The 17,734-nt window shown below is 60.6% G+C and carries 18 protein-coding genes and 1 pseudogene; 9 read left to right on the top strand and 10 right to left on the bottom strand.

Going from position 1 to position 17,734, the window contains the following annotated elements; translation table 11 throughout:
• Nucleotides 1–3: 3 nt before the first annotated feature.
• Nucleotides 4–1,881 (top strand): thiamine pyrophosphate-binding protein, encoded by a 1,878-nt coding sequence (locus ACJD00_RS08985; protein WP_418906734.1) that lies wholly within the window; start codon nt 4–6, stop codon nt 1,879–1,881.
• 304 nt (nt 1,882–2,185) lie between these two features.
• On the opposite strand, the gene ACJD00_RS08980 is transcribed toward ACJD00_RS08985, so the two are convergent.
• The 4 genes and pseudogenes from ACJD00_RS08980 to ACJD00_RS08965 form a co-directional block, all read right to left on the bottom strand.
• On the bottom strand, nt 2,186–2,308 hold the full coding sequence (locus tag ACJD00_RS08980; protein WP_418906733.1) for a hypothetical protein: 123 nt from the start codon (nt 2,306–2,308) through the stop codon (nt 2,186–2,188).
• A gap of 118 nt (nt 2,309–2,426) precedes the next feature.
• A pseudogene (locus ACJD00_RS08975) lies at nt 2,427–3,047 on the bottom strand (manganese catalase family protein); the annotation flags it as partial.
• 1,089 nt (nt 3,048–4,136) lie between these two features.
• Nucleotides 4,137–4,328 (bottom strand): hypothetical protein, encoded by a 192-nt coding sequence (locus tag ACJD00_RS08970; protein WP_309406970.1) that lies wholly within the window; start codon nt 4,326–4,328, stop codon nt 4,137–4,139.
• A 1,491-nt stretch (nt 4,329–5,819) separates the two neighbouring features.
• Entirely contained in the window at nt 5,820–6,770 is a 951-nt protein-coding gene (locus tag ACJD00_RS08965) for an NAD(P)/FAD-dependent oxidoreductase (RefSeq protein WP_418906732.1), read from the bottom strand.
• A 47-nt stretch (nt 6,771–6,817) separates the two neighbouring features.
• On the opposite strand from ACJD00_RS08965, the gene ACJD00_RS08960 reads away from it, so the two are divergent.
• From ACJD00_RS08960 to ACJD00_RS08950, 3 genes are all read left to right on the top strand, one after another.
• On the top strand, nt 6,818–7,399 hold the full coding sequence (locus ACJD00_RS08960) for a helix-turn-helix domain-containing protein (protein ID WP_418906731.1): 582 nt from the start codon (nt 6,818–6,820) through the stop codon (nt 7,397–7,399).
• A gap of 53 nt (nt 7,400–7,452) precedes the next feature.
• The gene (locus ACJD00_RS08955; RefSeq protein ID WP_418906730.1) at nt 7,453–8,040 is read left to right on the top strand and encodes a GNAT family N-acetyltransferase; all 588 of its coding nucleotides are present in this window, start codon (nt 7,453–7,455) and stop codon (nt 8,038–8,040) included.
• 112 nt (nt 8,041–8,152) lie between these two features.
• Nucleotides 8,153–8,971 carry a thioesterase family protein gene (locus ACJD00_RS08950; protein ID WP_418906729.1) on the top strand — a complete coding sequence of 273 codons (819 nt, stop codon included), beginning with the start codon at nt 8,153–8,155 and terminating at the stop codon, nt 8,969–8,971.
• Nucleotides 8,972–8,973: 2 nt separating this feature from the next.
• Here the strand turns inward: ACJD00_RS08950 and ACJD00_RS08945 are convergent, their stop codons facing one another.
• Entirely contained in the window at nt 8,974–9,585 is a 612-nt protein-coding gene (locus tag ACJD00_RS08945) for a uridine kinase family protein (protein ID WP_418906728.1), read from the bottom strand.
• Between the two features lie 101 nt (nt 9,586–9,686).
• Here ACJD00_RS08945 and ACJD00_RS08940 point away from each other — a divergent pair, with 101 nt between their 5' ends.
• Nucleotides 9,687–10,427, top strand: coding sequence for a lipoate--protein ligase family protein (locus tag ACJD00_RS08940; protein WP_418906727.1), 741 nt, complete (start codon nt 9,687–9,689; stop codon nt 10,425–10,427).
• Here ACJD00_RS08940 and ACJD00_RS08935 read toward each other — a convergent pair.
• The gene (locus tag ACJD00_RS08935; protein WP_309406981.1) at nt 10,424–10,702 is read right to left on the bottom strand and encodes a glutaredoxin domain-containing protein; all 279 of its coding nucleotides are present in this window, start codon (nt 10,700–10,702) and stop codon (nt 10,424–10,426) included. The two genes, ACJD00_RS08940 and ACJD00_RS08935, sit on opposite strands and share 4 nt — an antisense overlap.
• Before the next feature lie 137 nt (nt 10,703–10,839).
• Between ACJD00_RS08935 and ACJD00_RS08930 the strand changes: the two genes are divergently transcribed.
• Nucleotides 10,840–11,568: an SOS response-associated peptidase gene (locus ACJD00_RS08930; RefSeq protein WP_418906726.1), complete on the top strand. Its 729-nt coding sequence runs from the start codon at nt 10,840–10,842 to the stop codon at nt 11,566–11,568.
• Nucleotides 11,569–11,666: 98 nt separating this feature from the next.
• Nucleotides 11,667–12,548, top strand: a complete 882-nt coding sequence (locus tag ACJD00_RS08925) for an RCC1 domain-containing protein (protein ID WP_418906725.1) — start codon at nt 11,667–11,669, stop codon at nt 12,546–12,548.
• On the opposite strand, the gene ACJD00_RS08920 is transcribed toward ACJD00_RS08925, so the two are convergent.
• The 4 genes from ACJD00_RS08920 to ACJD00_RS08905 all read right to left on the bottom strand — a co-directional run bounded on the left by ACJD00_RS08920 (nt 12,545) and on the right by ACJD00_RS08905 (nt 16,137).
• Nucleotides 12,545–13,099, bottom strand: coding sequence for a hypothetical protein (locus ACJD00_RS08920; protein WP_418906724.1), 555 nt, complete (start codon nt 13,097–13,099; stop codon nt 12,545–12,547). The two genes, ACJD00_RS08925 and ACJD00_RS08920, sit on opposite strands and share 4 nt — an antisense overlap.
• A 101-nt stretch (nt 13,100–13,200) precedes the next feature.
• Nucleotides 13,201–13,833, bottom strand: coding sequence for an MBL fold metallo-hydrolase (locus tag ACJD00_RS08915; protein ID WP_309406988.1), 633 nt, complete (start codon nt 13,831–13,833; stop codon nt 13,201–13,203).
• Complete coding sequence (locus ACJD00_RS08910) at nt 13,833–14,918, bottom strand: S-(hydroxymethyl)mycothiol dehydrogenase (protein ID WP_309406991.1); 1,086 nt, start codon at nt 14,916–14,918, stop codon at nt 13,833–13,835. Before ACJD00_RS08910 ends, ACJD00_RS08915 begins: the two co-directional genes overlap by 1 nt.
• A 226-nt stretch (nt 14,919–15,144) precedes the next feature.
• Entirely contained in the window at nt 15,145–16,137 is a 993-nt protein-coding gene (locus ACJD00_RS08905; RefSeq protein WP_418906723.1) for a GlxA family transcriptional regulator, read from the bottom strand.
• Nucleotides 16,138–16,208: 71 nt separating this feature from the next.
• On the opposite strand from ACJD00_RS08905, the gene ACJD00_RS08900 reads away from it, so the two are divergent.
• Both ACJD00_RS08900 and ACJD00_RS08895 read left to right on the top strand, forming a co-directional pair.
• On the top strand, nt 16,209–17,159 hold the full coding sequence (locus ACJD00_RS08900) for an NADP-dependent oxidoreductase (RefSeq protein WP_418906722.1): 951 nt from the start codon (nt 16,209–16,211) through the stop codon (nt 17,157–17,159).
• Nucleotides 17,160–17,385: 226 nt separating this feature from the next.
• A complete protein-coding gene (locus ACJD00_RS08895) occupies nt 17,386–17,703 on the top strand; it encodes a hypothetical protein (RefSeq protein WP_418906721.1) in 318 nt (105 codons plus the stop codon).
• Nucleotides 17,704–17,734 lie beyond the last annotated feature (31 nt).

Here is a 17,734-nt window from a genome sequence, read left to right as displayed (position 1 = left end):
TGTATGTCGCGAAATGTTGCGGATACCTTAGTAGAGCGACTGACCCAGTGGGGAGTGACCCGGCTCTTCGGCTACAGCGGAGACGGAATCAACACGTTACTGGGCGCCGTGCGCCGGGCCGAACTGCCCTTTATCCAGGCTCGTCACGAGGAGTCCGCCGGCTTCATGGCGGTGGCGCATAGCAAATACGGGCTTGGCCAATATGCCTTCGGTTCGAGCGCGGCAGATGATGCGCTCGAGGCACGAAACCGTCCGGACGTCGCGGAGGGCACCCAGCCCGAAGAGCGTGGGGTAGATCTCGGTGTAGTGGCCGCTACCCAAGGTCCCGGCGCCATCCATCTCGTGAATGCCCTCTACGACGCCAAGCTGGACTCTGTGCCGGTGCTAGCGATCGTCGGACAGCAGAATCGGCCGGCACTCGGTAGCGACTACCAGCAGGAAGTCGACCTCAAAGCACTCTTCGCCGATGTCGCTTGCTATCGGGAAGAAGTCACCACGGCCGTTCAGCTGGTGCCGGTGCTTGACCGGGCCATTCGCAGCGCCTTAGCGCATTCGGGGCCAGCCGTGGTCATTGTTCCCCATGACGTCCAGCAGCAAGAGGAATCGCTGCCAGCGGGGAAGCATGCGCAAATCCCCACCTCTAACGCGTGGCGTCCATCGGTCACCGTGCCGGATGCGGAGGCACTGAACCGTGCCGCTCGATTGCTGGAAGATTCGGAACGCATTGTCTTTCTTGTGGGGCAGGGGGCACGTCACGCCCAAGCACAGGTACGATCGCTTGCCGAGCAACTAGATGCTGCAGTGGTCACAAGTCTGCTGGGCAAACCCTATGTCGATGAATCGGCGCCGAACGTCGCCGGGGTCATGGGGCATTTGGGGACAACGGCCAGTGCTCGCGTTCTGTCGGAGTGCGATGCACTACTTATCATCGGATCCAATGATCCGTGGACCGAGTTTTATCCAGAGCCTGGTGCGGCGCGTGCCATTCAGATCGATATTTCTGCGGCGCGGGTGGGCAACCGCTACCCGGTCGAGGTCGCCCTCGTCGGCGATGCTGGGTTGAGTCTCGAAGCACTCAAAATTCGGCTCACACGACCCGCAGCAGACCGTGCGCTATGGCGCGATCTGGTTGAACGGGAGGTACTCTCGTGGCGCACCTTGTGTAAGGAGCGTGCCCGGTTGGCGGTCCACGGGGTGAATCCGGAAGCAGTCGTCGCTGAACTTTCGAGCCAACTGCCGTCGGCGGCTCAGATTGCATTGGATGTTGGTAGTTGCGTGTACTGGTATGCTCGTCAGCTTCGCTTGCCACCGGACGCCAGCGCGCAATTGTGTAGCACCTTGGCCAGCATGGGAGGCGGCGTCCCCTATGGTGTCGCGGCCAAACTACTCGATGACAAACGGCCCGTGGTCGTGCTCAGCGGCGATGGCGGTATGCAGATGGCCGGAAACGCGGAACTAGTGATCATCGCTGAACGGTGGAAGCAGTGGGATGACCCAAGGCTAGTCGTCTGCGTCTTTTCCAACGGCGACTTAGCCGAAGTGAGCTGGGAACAACGTGAAACCGAAGGAGACCCGCGGTTCAAGGAGAGTCAGCACTTGCCACGGTTCCCGTTCGCGAACTATGCCCGTATGCTCGGTCTCGCCGGTCGTGTCGTCACCGACGATTCAGACCTCGCCGAAGCTTGGGCATGGGCGCTTCAGGCGGACAGACCTGCTGTATTGGAGGTTCATAGCGATCGTGATATGCCGCTGTTGCCACCTCTAGCCGATGAGCAGGTGCTCGCTAAGATGCGCGCGGGACTGGAAAAGGAAGCGAATACCCAGGGCTTGGATCTGTTGAACGCTTATGTCGCCCTGGAGGATTCTCTGGAAGGGCGTTGAGCATCGCATTCGGGTTACTGGACAAACGAAAACACCGGCAACAAGCACGGGCGGATGGCCCGTGAAATGGGTGGGACGCAATTACTCAGCGTGATCTCATGTCCCGCTGCGGTCGCGCCCTACGCTTTGCAAATGCGCCTGACCCCGCCCCCATCGATGGGGGCGGGGTCAGGCGCATTACGTTGGCTATCCAGTTACAGCTCTGCCTGTCGCGGGAGGCGACTGTCTCTGATCGGCCGTATTCTCAACGCCTAATCGTGAGCGATTCTCCGAAGCGGCAGTCCCGTCGCAAGTAGGCTGTCTGCTAATAGTTCGCTGGTGGATCGGAGGCCGGGAAGGACTCCTTCTCCCACTCTCGAACCGTCTGTTCCTCTTCTACGGGTGACTCTTCAGTGCCGGGATTCTTCTTCTCTGGTTCCTGTGCCATAAGTGTGACCTCCTTCGGTGGGTGGGCTTGCACGATTGTTCTCTTGCGTGACCAGTACAGGTCTATCCGTGGTGATCAGTTACGCGTGCTAATAGGTACATTGAGCGGGTTAGAGGAGGCTGCCTGGCGCAGCCATACTCTTAACGTTTTCCTCCTCGAGTTCCATAGTTGCGGCGAGCCATTGATTCTGGTGGACAGTATCCCGTGCTAGGAGAAACGAGAGTAGATCTCTCACGCCGTGATCATCTGTTTGGTGATATAGCTCGGCGAGTTGCAAGCGGCCTTGCATTTCGGCGGTTGCGTTCGCCTTGAAGTCCACAATCAGGTTTCCGGTAGCGGTGATGTACGAACCACTCCATGGGTTTCCCGCGCCATCGACGGGACGCGCGCCGACTCCGGCTAAGACCGCCTGTTCAATATCCGTTCCACCAAGTACGGCCGAGACAATCGAGTCAGACTGCGCTGTTTCCTCCACGAAGTCCTGCGGTTCCGCCTCTGACAGCCGAGCAATCATGGTAGCTAGCATTTCGACATGACCGAACTCTTCGGTGCCAATGTCGAAAATGAGGTCCCGGTATTTGCCTGGCAGATGGGCGTTCCAAGCCTGGAAGCTGTACTGCATGGCCAACGTGATTGCACCGTATTGACCACCTAGCACTTCTTGCAACTTGCGTGCGTAGCCTGCGTCCGGATGTTCGGGCGTAGCCCGGTACTGTGGCTCTCGCTTATGGAAAAACATGGACCTCTCCAACGTTGAGGTTCTGGGGTAGTGGGTCGAGACCGTGAACGGCATCGCACCTTCTACCCATTTCCCTATTTACCGTAGGAAACCGGGGGAGGATTTGAAAGTAAGGGCCTGAGATGAGCAGGTTACTCCAAGGTAACTTCGGTTCGGCTAGGGAAATGGCATCCTAAAGGCATGCCCCAGATTTCGAGCGAAAGTGAGTTGTTGAGATGGACCTAGAAGCGTTGCGTCGACGCCAGTGCGAACTGGTGGAGTTGCTCGCCCGGACGGAGTCACCCATTGAATTGGCTCGGGCCAGTGGGGAACTGGAGAACTTAAATCGCCAATTAGAGCGTGCGCAATCGGCGGAGAAGGAAACTCCGAGCGAAGATTGACCCGAAAGGTGCAACGCGGTACTGAAAGCAACGCATGTGTCGCGCGCTCGCTGCGCGCTAGCCGATGTGCGTGTGGGTAGGGTTCATTGCCGACGGGCCGCGCCAGCATGTTAGCCTTTTGTGCCATTGTCGTTGTCTGGCAGGACAAGCGGCGTGTTGACGCCTCTCGGCTCACCGGTCCTAATTGAGTGTCGAGGAACGCTGCGTGGAGCAGCGCACTACCAAGTCCCTGGCAATGCGCCTGACGGTGGCAGAGCTACGAAGAGCCCTGGGAAATTCTGCAATGGCGGTAGCGCACGGCGCGAACGACGGTTGGTGTGTTTCCAAGGCCGCTCACCGCTCGAGAAGTAATCCACGGACAAACGAGCCGGGGAGTCGGCTGGACCTGAGGCCCGTCGATCGGGACGCTATGCAGCAAGAATTCGTGTTTCTTTCTGGAGGTGTCGGTGGGTGAGGCGATGTCGGACCAACGCTCTCGTGGCGCAATGCCGATAGTAGCGACGTGAAATTGCCCCGAATCGCATAGCCATGAGCGGTCTCCGGCAGAACATGACGTCAGAATTTAGCGGGGGCAACAGCTAGGTATTTAGACGGGACAAGGCGGCGTCAAACTTGGGCAAGCTCACTCAAATATATTTATTCCTAAAAAAGACAAAGATAGCTGACACGGGCAGGGCCCGTGCCAGCTATCGGAGGTCATTGAGCCGGCTTAGTGGCTGTTTTTCCCGCCACGCGCCTTGGCTTCGGTGGGTTGAGCTTCTGCTCCTCGGCGGCCTGCTTCGCTGGGGTCAGCGCTGTTCTCTTCCCCGAAACTACCCGAGCTGGCCTCGCCGCCCTTCCGTGCCTGCTCCTCGGTGTCTTCCCGGTTTCCAAACTGTCCGGAGTTGTTCTCATTTGCCATGATCTTGCTCCTTCCATTGAGAGTCCTCACCCTTTGTGAGGAACACATTCTTTAACCTATGCACTGTGTAAACATACTTCTAGGGGACTGAGGGATCTCTCAGGTTGGGGTGAGCCGTTATCGAGAAATCAACGGTTCAGGGCATTGTCGGGTAGTAGCATTGCCGCGTGCCCGATGCGCTGGCTTCGGGATGCAACCCGTGGTGAGCTCGGGTTGCTATGACCATGCAATAGTGTGTGGAAGCTTGAGTTGGTCCCGCAGTTTTATTCCGCGAGACAAGAGGAGTGGCAAGCGGACTAGGCCTGTACGGTGGCTCGACTTGTGGAGCCGCGTCAGCTCAGCATTAGAAGGTCACGGTCGTGTCTTCGAAGTCGATCTCGCAGAAAGGTTGGTGTCGAGGAAACCGCCAGGCTCGGTGGTGGATCGATACAAGATGAGGGTTACAGTATCTGCGGCATCTTCGATGAACCGGGGAGCCGCCCCTCGAACAAGGCGCGCGAGAGGGCTGCGCCAGACTCTGCGTTACTGAAGGGTGTGGTTACTGAAGGGTATGACGCGGCGGCTGTGGGGAGGGAACGTCTGGCACCTGTGCCGAGGGCTCGGGGAGAGCGAATCCCAGGCGAAGCTCAGTGGATTCGAAGCGTACGGCTCTGGTACTAATTGCGTGCGCGATAGCGCTGAACTTCCAGCTTGCAATGCGAAACGTGTACGCGAACGATTGTGCCGCGGCTTGATAGAGATCGGCGACGGTTCTCTGTGGCGGCTCGGGTGGAACGATTCCTAAGGCCCGGTTCGGCAAGGAGGCGTAGATAAAGCGCAACTCGTCGGTCGCTGGATCGAGAAATGCTACGAGCGCAACGTTCCCCTGTGTGGCGACAAGGCCCATGGCGTCGGGCAATGGCTCGTGGCTCTGCGAAATTATAATTGGCATGCCCTCGGTCCATGCGTGCGTTTCTAAGTATCGGCGTCCAGCGCGTGATCCGAGAAATTCTGATACCCGGATGGCTGTCGCGGAACGTACGTATCGTCCTGGCATGGTTCCTACTTTCTTGCTTGCTGGTTGGGCGTTGCGCGAGGTAGGTTCGATTGGCTATCCCCAATGTCCCATCGCCTACATGGAGGGTTTGCGACAGACTGTGATCTGGCTCGCAGTTGGAATCTTCACCGTAGGCTTCTTGTCAGAAACTTGCTAGAGATTGGCAAGTTCTATCAGCTTGCGCCCAGCTTTGATCGGAAAGTCTCAATTGACTATGGTGCGAAGCGCTGGCGTCTCGCTCCTATATTAACCGTTCGTCGTCGCGTTTACACTCGTCATTGCGGAGATTGTGGGGATGATGGCTGAACCTGGAACGCAACAGATCGAATGCTCGGGTGTGCTCACGTCCGGGGTCTGAGCTGGCCCAGCGACTTGGCCGATCTTGAACAGCGGTCGACGCTGCGACCAGAGACTCTGGCCGCAGCGTTCCTTCAGCTACTCCTGTTACCGCTTGGCTAGCGTCCCGATGCGACAACGGCCCGATTCATGATCAGCTCGGCGTTGATTGCTGCCCCTGCCATCGTGCCCGAGGCGGCGGCAGCCATCACCATATGCATCAGATTTGAGGTATTTCCGGCCGCATACACTCCCGGTATGGCGGTCTGTTGCATCTGATCAACCTCGATAAAGCGACCGACCGGATGCTCGGCGAGCGCCCCGCCTAGTCCTACATAGAGATCGGCATTGGCCTCCAGTCGGTTGGCAAGTACCAGAGCTTTGGCTGGCAAAGTTGCCCCCGATGCTAGGTGCAACATGCTGATTTGACCACGATCATCAACGTCGAGGCGTTGGACGGCATCGCGTCGGATCTCAATTGACAGGGCGGCAAGCCGCCGCTCGTCGTCTTGTGTTAGTTGTCCCGGGACCTGCTCGAGATAGGTGACGTGCTCACTGAGCTGCCGAAACATCAACGCCTGATGTGCGGACATCTCGCCTGTTCCGAGTACGACAATCTGCTCGCCGCGTACCTCATAACCGTGGCAGTAAGGGCAGTGTAGAGCCGAAACTCCCCAGGCTTGAGTGATGCCCGGAATATCGGGCAGTTGATCGCTGAGGCCGGTGGCCAACAGAACACGTTCCCCGTGGAAGGTGCGACCTGCCGCCTGTATCGAAAAACCGGATTCGCGAGTCCCCTGTAGATTTTCGGCTCGCGCCTCGAGCCAGTGCGCTCCATAGTCGATGGCTTCTTGCCGTCCTCGAGCGAGAAGTTCAAGTGGGTTCACGCCTTCTTGGCCGAGGACATTGTGGGCGTGGGCGCTGACGGCGTTGCGTGGGGCACCGGCGTCAATCACGAGTACGCGACGGAGGGAACGGGACAGGGCGACGGCGGCGGATGCACCAGCTGCGCCGGCGCCGATCACGATGACTTCGTAATTTTCACTGAGTTCTTCTGGGGTTGTTTGCATACCTCCACGCTACGCATGCTTTGCGTAAAGGGGATATGATTTTGCGTATGACGCAAGAATTGGGTGTTGATGCCATTATTCGCCTGCGTATTCGGACGTTGCGGCAAGCGCGCGGATGGTCCCTTGAAGCCTTGGCCACCCGGGCAGGTTTGACCATTTCGACTCTCAGTCGAATTGAAACGGGAAACCGTCGGATCGCGGTGGACCAACTTCTCGCCTTGGCCCGGGCCCTAGAGACTACGCTGGATGAATTGACCGCCCCGGAAGACGCCGGCGAAATTATCATCCGTCCGCAGCCAGTCGCCGTGCCGGGCATGACCACTTGGCTGCTTTCGGATGCCAAAGCACTGAATGGAGTGAGTGTCACCAAGATCCGTTTTGACCCTCGCGAGGTAAAGCAAGAACCGGAGTTGCGGGTGCACCCCGGTAAGGAATGGTTTACCGTTCTCCTCGGGGAGATCAAGTTGCGTCTGGGGGATCGAGTCTTTCATATTCCCGCCGGGCAAGCCGCACAGTTCGAAACGATGACCCCACACTCTATTCAAGCTCACGGAGGGTCAGCGGAGATCCTGAGCATTATGGATCCCGCCGGGCGTCGTGCGCATAGCGATGATGGTTTGGAGAGCTAGTCAGGCGACCCATGCTTTCGTGCTGCCGAACTCAGACGTGTTTGGATAACACTATGAACTTTCAGCTACGTCGAGCGACTATGTACGATGTCCCGTCCGCCGCGGCCACGCTCGCCGATGCTTTTGATTCTTACCCGTGGACACGGTGGAGTATCCCGGCCGATGACTACCTAGCGCGGCTCGAACGACTCCAAGCCATCTACTTGTCGCATGCTATCGAGCATGGGCTTGTCCTCATCAGTTATGACCACGACGGAGTAGCGGCACTCCTACCACCGGACTGCCCGGAACCAGATACGCAACGGCAGGAAGAAATCGCCGAGTTGATGGGCGAGCGGCTCGAGATCGTGTTCGGAGTGCAGCTCCCGGCGAGGCCAGAAAATTCATGGGAACTGGCCACACTTGGCGTGGCGAAATCCAGCGCTGGCCGCGGACTTGGTTCCGCGCTACTGCGCAAGTCTCTGTGGTCCGTCGCTACATCGCCCTTTCCGCGGGTCTCGTTGGAAACCTCGGCCGCGCAGAACGTGCGGCTTTATCAACGGCATGGATTCGTTCTCTCACAGTGCACCGACATCGCGGAGGGTCCTAGGGTTTACTCAATGCGAGCCGAACTCACCGATCATCGTAGGCTCGGCGTTTAGACCATGTTTTAGGTTCAGAAGCCTCACCCGCTTACCGCTGGAGTGCCAATAGCCGACGCACGGATCGGATACGCTGGGACACAGTGCAGCAATGTAGCAAGGAGGCTCATCGATGACCCACCCGGCCCCAGAAAATTTGGCCGACGAACTGGCCGTTGGAGGTTTTTATTATCAGCGGCTCGGCGCCGGACGGTTTCGTTCCAGCATTCACGCGCAGGGTGCGTGGAATGAGCACGAACAGCACATGGGTCCGGCCAGCGGCATTCTGACCCATGAGTTAGCCAATTTTCAGCCCCGCGATGAGATGCGACTGTCGCGACTGAGCTTCGACATTCTGGGCATCATTCCCGGTGGAGAATTTGAGATCCGCACCCGTATGTTGCGCCCCGGGCGCACCATCGAACTACTCGAAGCCGAACTCGTTGCCGGCGGCCGCACCAGCATCATTGCCCGTGCCTGGCGCATTATCGCCGGGGACAGCTCAGCGGTCTCGGGAACCGACGATGCGTGGATCCCAACACCAGAGCAGTGCGTCGAGGTGGACATCACCAACATCTGGCCCGGCGGTTATATCCGGAGCCTAGAGATCCGTCACGCACCCGAAACCCGCCCGGGCCACGGGATCGTGTGGGTGCGTAACCCCCTGCGGCTACTCGACAGCGAAAACACCAGCGACATGGTGCGGCTAATCGGCATGGTCGATACCGCCAATGGTGTGGCGCCACGCGCCACCCCTGGGGCCGGAAGTTGGATGTTCCCGAACGTGGATCTGCAGATTCACCTGTACCGCCAGCCACAGGGCCAATGGTTGGGATTTTCCACGAAGCAAGCCTACGGAGCCGAGGGCATCGGATTGACCTCCAGCGTGTTACACGATGAGCTAGGACCCTTCGGGCATAGCGAACAAATTCTGACCGTCCGCCCGTTGTAACCCTAAGCCTGGGCCTGGGTCTGCTGGGAAGCCAGAATCCGTTTCAGGGCCGGCTTGGGCACCATAGTAAATCCGGCCTCGCGGTAGCTTTCCCGAGTGGACTGGTGCGCCCGATACAGCGCGTAGCCGCGCTTGATGAGGAAACCCACGGGTTTGCGGCGCTCGGCGACATCCCGGGCAAAGCGGCGTATCGCGGTCAGCAATGCCGGTTCGTCGACAAAGTAGGCCTGCACGTGGCATCCGGCACGTTGTAGGGGTGCGAGCACCTGACTGAGGAAGATCCCCTCGGCGAGAATGGGTCCGGAACCGGAGATGTCGCGGTGCCCGCTGTAGCTGGAGGTAGCGATTGAGTAGTTCGGTACCGTGGTCCGCCCCGTTTCGGCGAGTTCGATGAGCGCGTCCACCGCGGCCTGAAGATTCCATGTCTCCGGGTGGTCCCAATCGATCTGCCCATAGGCGGTGCGTGGAAAGGCGGCGGGGTTCCCATCCTCGCTGATTTCACGGTAGAACTCGTCTAATGGCAAATGTGGGTTGCCGAAACGTCCGGCGAGGTAGGATTTTCCCGAACCCGAAGCGCCGCCGATGAGAATAATAGTTGGGGTATCGCTAGACACCCAGTCTATTATTCCGTATCCGTTTCGGGCCTAGGTCGCATCGAGGCGTTGCGCCCGACACGTACGCGGTCGCCGCACGGCGGCTAGGTTAAGCTGTGGGTATGACCTTGTGGAACCCTGAATCCGATGCAGCGCTGGACTTTCTCTTTGAGGAACCCAGCGGCGACCCGGTCGCCGATCTGGGGCGCGGCTTGGATTTATTGCGGCAGGTGCAACGCGGTGAACGGCCCGGGTTGCTGCGCTTTTACCGCCCAGATCCGACGTTGGCCTTCGGCCAACGTGATGTGCGGATGGCCGGATACGAGCAGGCCGTGGCTGCCAGCACGGCACATGGATTTGCTCCCGTGGTGCGCAAGGCCGGCGGCCGGGCTGCCGCCTATCATCGCGGCACGCTGATCGTTGATCATATTGAACCGCATAGCGAAGCGATCTTAGGGCACCAGCGCCGTTTCGAAGTTTTCGGTGAGCTCTACGCGCAAGCGCTACGCCAGTTGGGTGTCCAGGCTCGCGTAGGCGCGATCCCCGGCGAATACTGCCCGGGGGATTTTTCGGTGCACGGGCTACCCACAGAACTGTCGCGCAGCGCCGTTCCGGTAAAACTCGTGGGCACCGCACAGCGGGTGATCGCCGGGGCCTGGCTGTTCTCCAGCGTTTTCGTGATCGAAGATTCCGCGCCGATCCGCGCGGTTCTCGACGCGGTGTATCAAGCGATGGATCTTGAAATGGATCCGAGTACGGCCGGGGCGGCCGACGACATGGTGCCAGGGGTCAACGTCGAGGACTTTATCGACGCGCTCCTGAGCGAATATCGTCAGCACACCACGGTCAACGAACTGGTTTAGGCGCCGACGCGCTCGACGACTTCTTCGATGCGCGGGTTGGTCGCGGCGCTTCCGTCGGGGAAGATCAGGGTCGGAACGGTCTGATTGCCGCCGTTAAAGGACTCGACTAGCTCCGCGGTGCCCGCAACCTCTTCGATATTCACCTCGGTGTAGCCCACGCCCTTCTGATCCATGAGGCGTTTGAGGTTACGGCAGTATCCGCACCAGCTGGTGGTGAACATGGTGACGCTGCCAGCGGCCGGAATGTACTTTTCAAGTTCTGCTTGGTTGGTCATACTTCATTCAACCATTCAAGCGGCGCCGTTCTTCCCACCGTGACGTGTTGGTCTCGCCCGGCGCGTGGGAAGCGAGCCAACGACACGGTTTTGTGCTTACACTGGCCGCAACGCGTCGATCGGGAAGGGCGAACGGTATGTGCGGACGATATGTGATGGCCAAGGCCATCGGCGATCTCGTGGCCGAGGCGGAAGCCGAAGCCGACGAGAACTTACAGCTACGTCACTCGTGGAATATCGCTCCGACCACAGATGTGCCGATCGTTCTGGAACGGGTGATCGATGGGGTAGTGCATCGACAGATACACGTGGCCCGTTGGGGATTGGTCCCGGGGTGGGCGAAAGACCTCTCCGTCGGAGTACGAGCCTTTAATGCGCGGAGCGAAACCGTGGCAGAGAAGCCCACCTTCCGCTCGGCGCTGAAGAAGCGGCGTGCCGCCGTGCCCGTCGAGGGGTACTACGAGTGGAAGAAGGAAGGCGGCACCAAGCGCCCCTTCTTCGTACACCGTCCAGCGGGCGAGCTGATCTTCTTCGCGGGCCTCTACGAATGGTGGAAAGACTCCGATGACTCGTGGATACTTTCCACCTCGATCCTGACCATGCCTTCGCCGCCGGAAGGGGAACCTGGCGTGTTAGGGCAACTGGCTACCTTGCATGACAGGCTACCGATTCCCATGGACCGCGCCATGATGGCCGACTGGCTTAACCCGGAAGCCGAGGATGCGGCGGGGATGCTGGACCGGCTCCGTGACGAAGCCTACGCGGTCGCCGCTCAGTGGACGATGCATGAAGTCGATTCCGCGGTGGGCAATGTGCGCAATGATTCTCCAGCATTGATCGAGCCGCATAATTCCCAGCTGTTCTAAGCGCCGGGTTGTCTAGGGGCGTGAACCCGAACGCGGCAAGGGTTCCACTGGCGACAAGACCAGCCACCGCCAAGAGCTAGATCCGAGAAGGAGGTCGCGTGCCAGGTGCGCAGATCGTGCTGGCCGCCGGGCGGCGGCACTCGGTGGGGCTGCGCCCCGATGGCACGGTCCTCGCGTGCGGTAGCAACTCGGCCGGTGAATGCGAGGTGGATAGGTGGCGCCAGGTGATCTCCGTGACAGCGGGCAATGTTCATACCGCGCGCAATACCGGCAAATCGCACACCGTTGCCTTGCGGGCTGATGGCACCGTCCTAGCCACGGGCCTCAACTCCGATGGTCAGTGCGCGCTCGAGCACTGGCGGGATATCACCTTCGTGGCGGCTGGGTGGCGGCGGACGCTGGGGGTTAGGGCCGACGGGACCGTCTACGCCGTCGGACGCACCGCCGAGGGTGCCTGCCAGGTGCACTCTTGGCAACAGATTATCGCGGTGGCTTGCGGGGACTGGCATTCGGTGGGTCTGCGAGCGGATGGGACGGCGGTAGCTACCGGGAATGACCGGCGTGGCCAGTGCGCCGTTGAGCGTTGGGAGGAGCTCATAGCCATCTCGGCCGGGTACTTGCACACCGTAGGGCTAAGGACTGATGGTCGAGTCGTGGCCATAGGTGATCGCAGCAACGGCGCCTGTGCGGTAGCCGAATGGGAAGAGATGCTTGCGGTGGACGCTGGAAGCTATCACACCGTCGGGGTCAACGCCGCAGGAACGGTGCTTGCCGTGGGCGATAACAGCTATGGACAATGTGAGGTGAGCCGATGGCAGAACGTGGTCGCCGTGGCCGCCGGCTCGACCCATACCTTGGCCCTCTGCGCGGACGGTACCGTGCGAAGCACCGGGAACAATGCCGAAGGCCAGGGCGAGGTGGCCCACTGGCCGCCCCTGCGGCTTCCCGGCACCGCAGAGCCACCAGGTTCCCGCCTCTAGCGGGAGATCTGCGCCCTTGCTTCGCGTCTGAAGGCGAGTGCGAAACCCACAGCACCTAGGCCCACGGCTAGGAGCAGTAGACCGATGAGCTTTGTGCCGCTGCTAAATGGATCTCCCTCGACTAACCCGACATCGATCGGCGCGTAACCGAACCAGCCGAAGCTTCTGACTTGGAGGGCATCCCAAAGCAGCACACCGCTGGCCACGAGCGTCAGGAACAACCCGCCCCAGAACAGTGCCCGTGGTAGCTTCTGACCGCCACTCGCCATACCGCGGCGGCGGGTGGCCGCAAGGATTCCCAGCCCCACGCCGAGCACGATCACGCCAAGGACGAACAGTAGCTCTCCGCCCTGTTGCCCCGGTGGGGTCATCAGGAATAGCTCTGGTGAGTCCTCGGTCAACATCGGCTCATAGATCCCGGTGTACATCACATGGGTGCGGGTATGAAACCACCAAACAATAGCGATTCCAGCGAGCGTTGCCAATGCACCCAACCCGCCGGTGAGCCACCCAGCTAGGCGGCGACGTGGTGATAATTCAGCGTTCGACATGGGATAAGTCTGTCATAACGTCGTGAAAATAGAAGCGACCGGCGTCGAACTGAACTCAGTTCGACGCCGGTCGCTTCTCATTGCGCCGGATCCGTCAGCGGTTAGTGCCCGCGAGCGATCCATTCCTCGAGATGCGGTGCCTCGGCCCCGATGCTCGTCGAATCTCCGTGTCCGGTATGGACCACGGTCTGCTCGGGCAGGGTGAGCAGGCGTTCGCGGATCGAGTCGATAATGGTCTCGAAGCTCGAGTAGCTGCGCCCGGTCGCCCCGGGGCCACCGTTGAACAGCGTGTCTCCGCTAAAGAGCACACCCAGGTCTTCGACATAGAAGCAGGTCGAGCCCGGCGAATGCCCCGGGGTGTGCAAGGCGCGCAGGGTGGTCCCGGCAATTTCGAAGCTGTCACCGTCGGCGATTTCCTGATCGACCGCGCGCTCCTGACCGTAGACCGCTTCCCAGAGCATCGAATCGGCCGGGTTGAGATACACCGGAGCCTGCACCTGGTCGGCAAAGTCGCCGGCGGCGCGGATATGATCGTCGTGTCCGTGGGTGAGCAGGACGGCCTGTACCTCACGCTCGCCGATGGCGGCCAGGATCTTCTCCGGCTCATGGGCCGGGTCAATGACCACAACGCGCTGCTCATCGCCGATGAGCCAGACGTTATTGTCTACCTCCCAGGTGCCACCGTCGAGACTGAAGGTGCCGGAGGTGACTACCTGTTCGATCTGTGCAGTCATTAGATCTCCACCACCGAACGCAGCACGGTGCCCTCATGCATCTTGTCGAAAGCGGCCTCGATGTCCTCGAGCTTGATGCGCTCGGTCACGAAGGCATCCAGATCCAGACGGCCGAGCTTGTACTGCTCGACCAGCATCGGGAAGTCGTGGCTGGGCAGGCAGTCGCCGTACCAGGAGCTCTTCAACGAACCGCCGCGGCCGAACACATCCAGCAACGGGAGTTCGAGCTTCATCTCCGGGGTCGGCACACCAACGAGCACTACACGGCCGGCCAGGTCGCGGGCGTAGAAGGCCTGGGCGTAGGTTTCCGGGCGGCCCACGGCGTCAATGACCACGTCGGCGCCGAAGCCGCCGGTGAGCTCACGGATGGCTTCCACCGCATCGACCTTGGAGGAGTCCACGGTGTGCGTGGCACCAAAGCGCTTGGAGGTTTCCAGCTTGTCCGGGTTGACGTCCACCGCGATGATGGTGGTTGCTCCGGCGAGCTGGGCGCCGGCAATAGCGGCTGCGCCCACACCACCGCAGCCGATCACGGCCACGGACTCGCCGCGCTTGATCTCACCGGTGTTCATTGCCGCGCCGATACCTGCCATAACGCCGCAACCGAGCAGACCCACGGCCGCCGGGTCGGCGTCCTCGTCGACGATGGTGCACTGTCCGGCGGCCACGAGGGTCTTTTCAGCGAAGGAGCCGATGCCCAGAGCCGGGGAGAGCTCGGTGCCATCCTCGAGTGTCATCTTCTGTGTGGCGTTGTGGGTGTTGAAGCAGTACTTCGGCTCGCCCTTGGCGCAGGCACGGCACTGTCCGCAGACCGCACGCCAGTTGAGGATCACTCGGTCGCCGACCTTAACGTTGGTGACGTTCTCGCCGATCTGGCTGACTACCGCGGTGGACTCGTGACCCAGCAGGTAGGGGTACTCGTCGCCGATTCCACCCAGCTTGTAGTGCAGGTCGGTGTGGCAGACACCGCAGGTGAGTACATCGACGACGACCTCCCCGGGGCCCGGGTCAGGGATCACGATGTTGACGATTTCTACCGGGGCATTCTTGGCGCGCGAAATGGCGCCCTTGACTGTTTGAGGCATGAGCTCATCCTTAGGGGAAAGTTTATGGATCGTTAGATGCTTCGATGCTAGCGGTCACCCTCTTCTACAGCTAGCTATGACCGCGTATTTCACCTAGAGATTCACGCTTTTCATCTGCAGGCGAACTTCTCCACGAAGAGTGTGGTGAACCCTGCAAATTCTTTGCACATTCGGCCTCTTCAGAGGGTTCTTAAAGGGGCCGACGCGGCTGAGCGCGCGAGCACTTTTAACTCCCCGGCAGCGCCGGTGAGGCTAGGTCGATGTCCGGCGGTGTACCAAAGGTGTTCCGGTAGGCGGTGGGGGTGACCCCCAGCGTCGCGTGAAAATGTTGGCGCAGCGAGGCTGAGGTGGCAAAGCCAACCGCCTCGGCCACCCGGTCGATGGGCAGGGTGCTGTTTTCTAATAGGCGTTGCGCCTGTGCCACGCGTTGCACGAGGAGCCATTTGCCGGGGCTGATACCCACCTCGGCGGTGAAACGCCGTGAGAAGGTGCGCGGGCTCATGCCGACGACACGGGCCAAGGTATTCAGGTCAAGCGGTTCGTCGAGATGGCTCAGCGCCCAGTCCCGTGCGGGGGCGGTGCCTACCTGTTCGGGTTTCGGGACGGGCTGTTCAATGAACTGTGCCTGCCCGCCGTCGCGAAAAGGCGGTACGACGCATCGCCGTGCCACCTGATTGGCAATGTCGTGCCCGTAGTCGTTGCGGACCAGATGCAGGCAGGCGTCGATGCCCGAGGCGGCCCCAGCCGAGCTGAGAAAGCGGCCATCTTCCACGAAAAGTACCTCGGGCTCAAGAGCAACCTGAGGGAAGCGTGCACGAAAATGCTCGGCCACGCGCCAGTGGGTGGTCGCCCGGCGCCCATCGAGCAGACCGGTGGCCGCGAGAATAAAGGCCCCGGTGCAGATCGAGACGATACGGCTGTGTGTGCCGATGCGGGCCAGAGCCTGCCGAAGCTCGAGGGAAAGCGTGCTGGGAATCCACTCGGGGTGTACCGCGCTGAGCACCACAATATCGGCCGTTTCCAGCAGTTCCGGCCCGTGCTCAACGGCGATGCTGAAATCCGCGGCACTGCGTACCGGTTTCCCGTCGATACTGCAGGTAGACACCGTGTAGAGGCCCTCGACCGCCTCAAAAATCCTACTGGGGATGCCCAGTTCGAAGGGGTAGGCCCCGTCGAGGGCGAGGACCGCGACGCGAGTCGGCGACTGAGGTGAAGACATGGCATGATCCTATCGAAGATTGTCATTCTAGCCACTATTGCCCAAACCCTAGAGCCGGGAGGATAGAAGCTATGAACAGTACAGTCATGATGAAAGTTGCCACCCAAGAGGTTGTCGGCGAGCCAGAAGTTCTTCGGATCGCCGAGGTTCCCCGCCCCACTCCACGACCGAATGAGATTCTGGTGCGCGTCCACGCGGCGGGGATCAATCCGACCGACTGGAAACACCGGGCAGGTGCGGGATTTCTGGGTGAGCCACCCTATGTTTTGGGTTGGGATGTCTCCGGAGTGGTGGAAGAGGTGGGCATCGGTGTCGCGCGTTTCCAGCCCGGCGATGAAGTATTTGGCATGATGTCCTACCCCTTCGGGCATGGCACGCATGCAGAGTACGTGACCGCGCCGGCTCGGGTTTTCGCAGCCAAGCCAACCACCCTCGACCATATTCACGCGGCAGCCCTGCCGCTGGTCTCGCTTACCGCGTGGCAGGCGTTGGTGGACTACGCGCAGCTCGAGGCCGGGCAGCGCGTGTTGATTCACGCGGCGGCCGGCGGGGTCGGTCATGTGGCCGTTCAAATCGCCAAGGCCCGCGGGGCCTATGTGATTGGTACGGCTAGTGCCGCGAAACATGAGTTTTTGCACGGCCTCGGAGTGGATCAGGCCATTGATTATCGGTCGGTGGACGTCACCGCGGAGGTCCGGGATGTCGATGTCGTGCTCGACACCATTGGCGCCGAGACCTCGGTCCGCTCATTGCAGACCCTGCGCCGAGGCGGTGTGCTGGTCTCCACGCTTCCGATCGGCTCCGATGACCTCTATCGCGAAGCGCAGCGGTTGGGCGTGCGGGCCGTGCGGATGCTCGTCGATTCCTCAAAGGATGATTTGGCGACGATCGCAGAGATGGCCGATGCGGGGTCGTTGCGCCCTGCCATCGCCGAGACCTTCCCCTTGGACCGTATTGCCCAGGCGCACCGGGCCGGAGAAAGCGGACACACCGCCGGCAAGCTTGTGATCACCATGACCTAGCCTCCCGCATCCTAGTGTGAGAACTTCCCGGTATTTCCGAGCTCGGGTCGCGACGTAAAGCCCGGGGTGGTGCAGAAAAATCTGCGCCACTCCGGGCTTCATGGCGTCGCGCACCGCCCACCGTGGCGTGCTGGCAGGGGTAAAGCGTCGGAGCGCCTCGCTAAGGTCGCTATCGAATCGAACGTGTGTTCGAATATAATGGTTTGATGGCAGTGAGGAGTCGAGCATGGGGATGTTCACCGAGGGGATTGAAGTAACCTGCACGCCCGCGGGCGTGCCGTTGCGCGTGCGCTGGCAGGGTCGCGATTATCGACTGGTAGCCGAGCCGCACTGTTGGTTTGAGCGCCGCAAGTGGTGGGAGGAAAAGGTGCGCATTCCCCGCGGCGCCGGGGCCGGGCTGGCCGATTATGAGATGTGGCGCTTGCAGCTCGCACCGTTGCGTGGCCCCGGAGAATCCTTCAGTGTCGACGTGAGTTTTGACCCGCAAAGCACTCGCTGGCGTCTGGTGAAAACGCATGAGTACCCGCTGGCACTGGGTGCCTGAGTAGGGCAGATGTCTTAGCTTCGAATTTTTG

Source organism: Glutamicibacter endophyticus (assembly GCF_048457885.1).
Taxonomy (GTDB): domain Bacteria; phylum Actinomycetota; class Actinomycetes; order Actinomycetales; family Micrococcaceae; genus Glutamicibacter; species Glutamicibacter endophyticus.
The sequence above is the reverse complement of the archived record's forward strand: the minus strand, read 5'-3'. Positions and strand labels throughout refer to the sequence as shown.

Bases quoted from the DNA above. Each gene is read 5' to 3' on its own strand.
- ACJD00_RS08980 (WP_418906733.1), bottom strand. From the start codon at position 2,308: ATGGCACAGGAACCAGAGAAGAAGAATCCCGGCACTGAAGAGTCACCC.
- ACJD00_RS08935 (WP_309406981.1), bottom strand. From the start codon at position 10,702: ATGACCAACCAAGCAGAACTTGAAAAGTACATTCCGGCCGCTGGCAGC.
- ACJD00_RS08960 (WP_418906731.1), top strand. From the start codon at position 6,818: ATGACGCAAGAATTGGGTGTTGATGCCATTATTCGCCTGCGTATTCGG.
- ACJD00_RS08915 (WP_309406988.1), bottom strand. From the start codon at position 13,833: ATGACTGCACAGATCGAACAGGTAGTCACCTCCGGCACCTTCAGTCTC.
- ACJD00_RS08920 (WP_418906724.1), bottom strand. From the start codon at position 13,099: ATGTCGAACGCTGAATTATCACCACGTCGCCGCCTAGCTGGGTGGCTC.
- ACJD00_RS08910 (WP_309406991.1), bottom strand. From the start codon at position 14,918: ATGCCTCAAACAGTCAAGGGCGCCATTTCGCGCGCCAAGAATGCCCCG.
- ACJD00_RS08900 (WP_418906722.1), top strand. From the start codon at position 16,209: ATGAACAGTACAGTCATGATGAAAGTTGCCACCCAAGAGGTTGTCGGC.
- ACJD00_RS08955 (WP_418906730.1), top strand. From the start codon at position 7,453: ATGAACTTTCAGCTACGTCGAGCGACTATGTACGATGTCCCGTCCGCC.
- ACJD00_RS08930 (WP_418906726.1), top strand. From the start codon at position 10,840: ATGTGCGGACGATATGTGATGGCCAAGGCCATCGGCGATCTCGTGGCC.
- ACJD00_RS08895 (WP_418906721.1), top strand. From the start codon at position 17,386: ATGGGGATGTTCACCGAGGGGATTGAAGTAACCTGCACGCCCGCGGGC.
- ACJD00_RS08940 (WP_418906727.1), top strand. From the start codon at position 9,687: ATGACCTTGTGGAACCCTGAATCCGATGCAGCGCTGGACTTTCTCTTT.
- ACJD00_RS08965 (WP_418906732.1), bottom strand. From the start codon at position 6,770: ATGCAAACAACCCCAGAAGAACTCAGTGAAAATTACGAAGTCATCGTG.
- ACJD00_RS08985 (WP_418906734.1), top strand. From the start codon at position 4: ATGTCGCGAAATGTTGCGGATACCTTAGTAGAGCGACTGACCCAGTGG.
- ACJD00_RS08950 (WP_418906729.1), top strand. From the start codon at position 8,153: ATGACCCACCCGGCCCCAGAAAATTTGGCCGACGAACTGGCCGTTGGA.
- ACJD00_RS08970 (WP_309406970.1), bottom strand. From the start codon at position 4,328: ATGGCAAATGAGAACAACTCCGGACAGTTTGGAAACCGGGAAGACACC.
- ACJD00_RS08905 (WP_418906723.1), bottom strand. From the start codon at position 16,137: ATGTCTTCACCTCAGTCGCCGACTCGCGTCGCGGTCCTCGCCCTCGAC.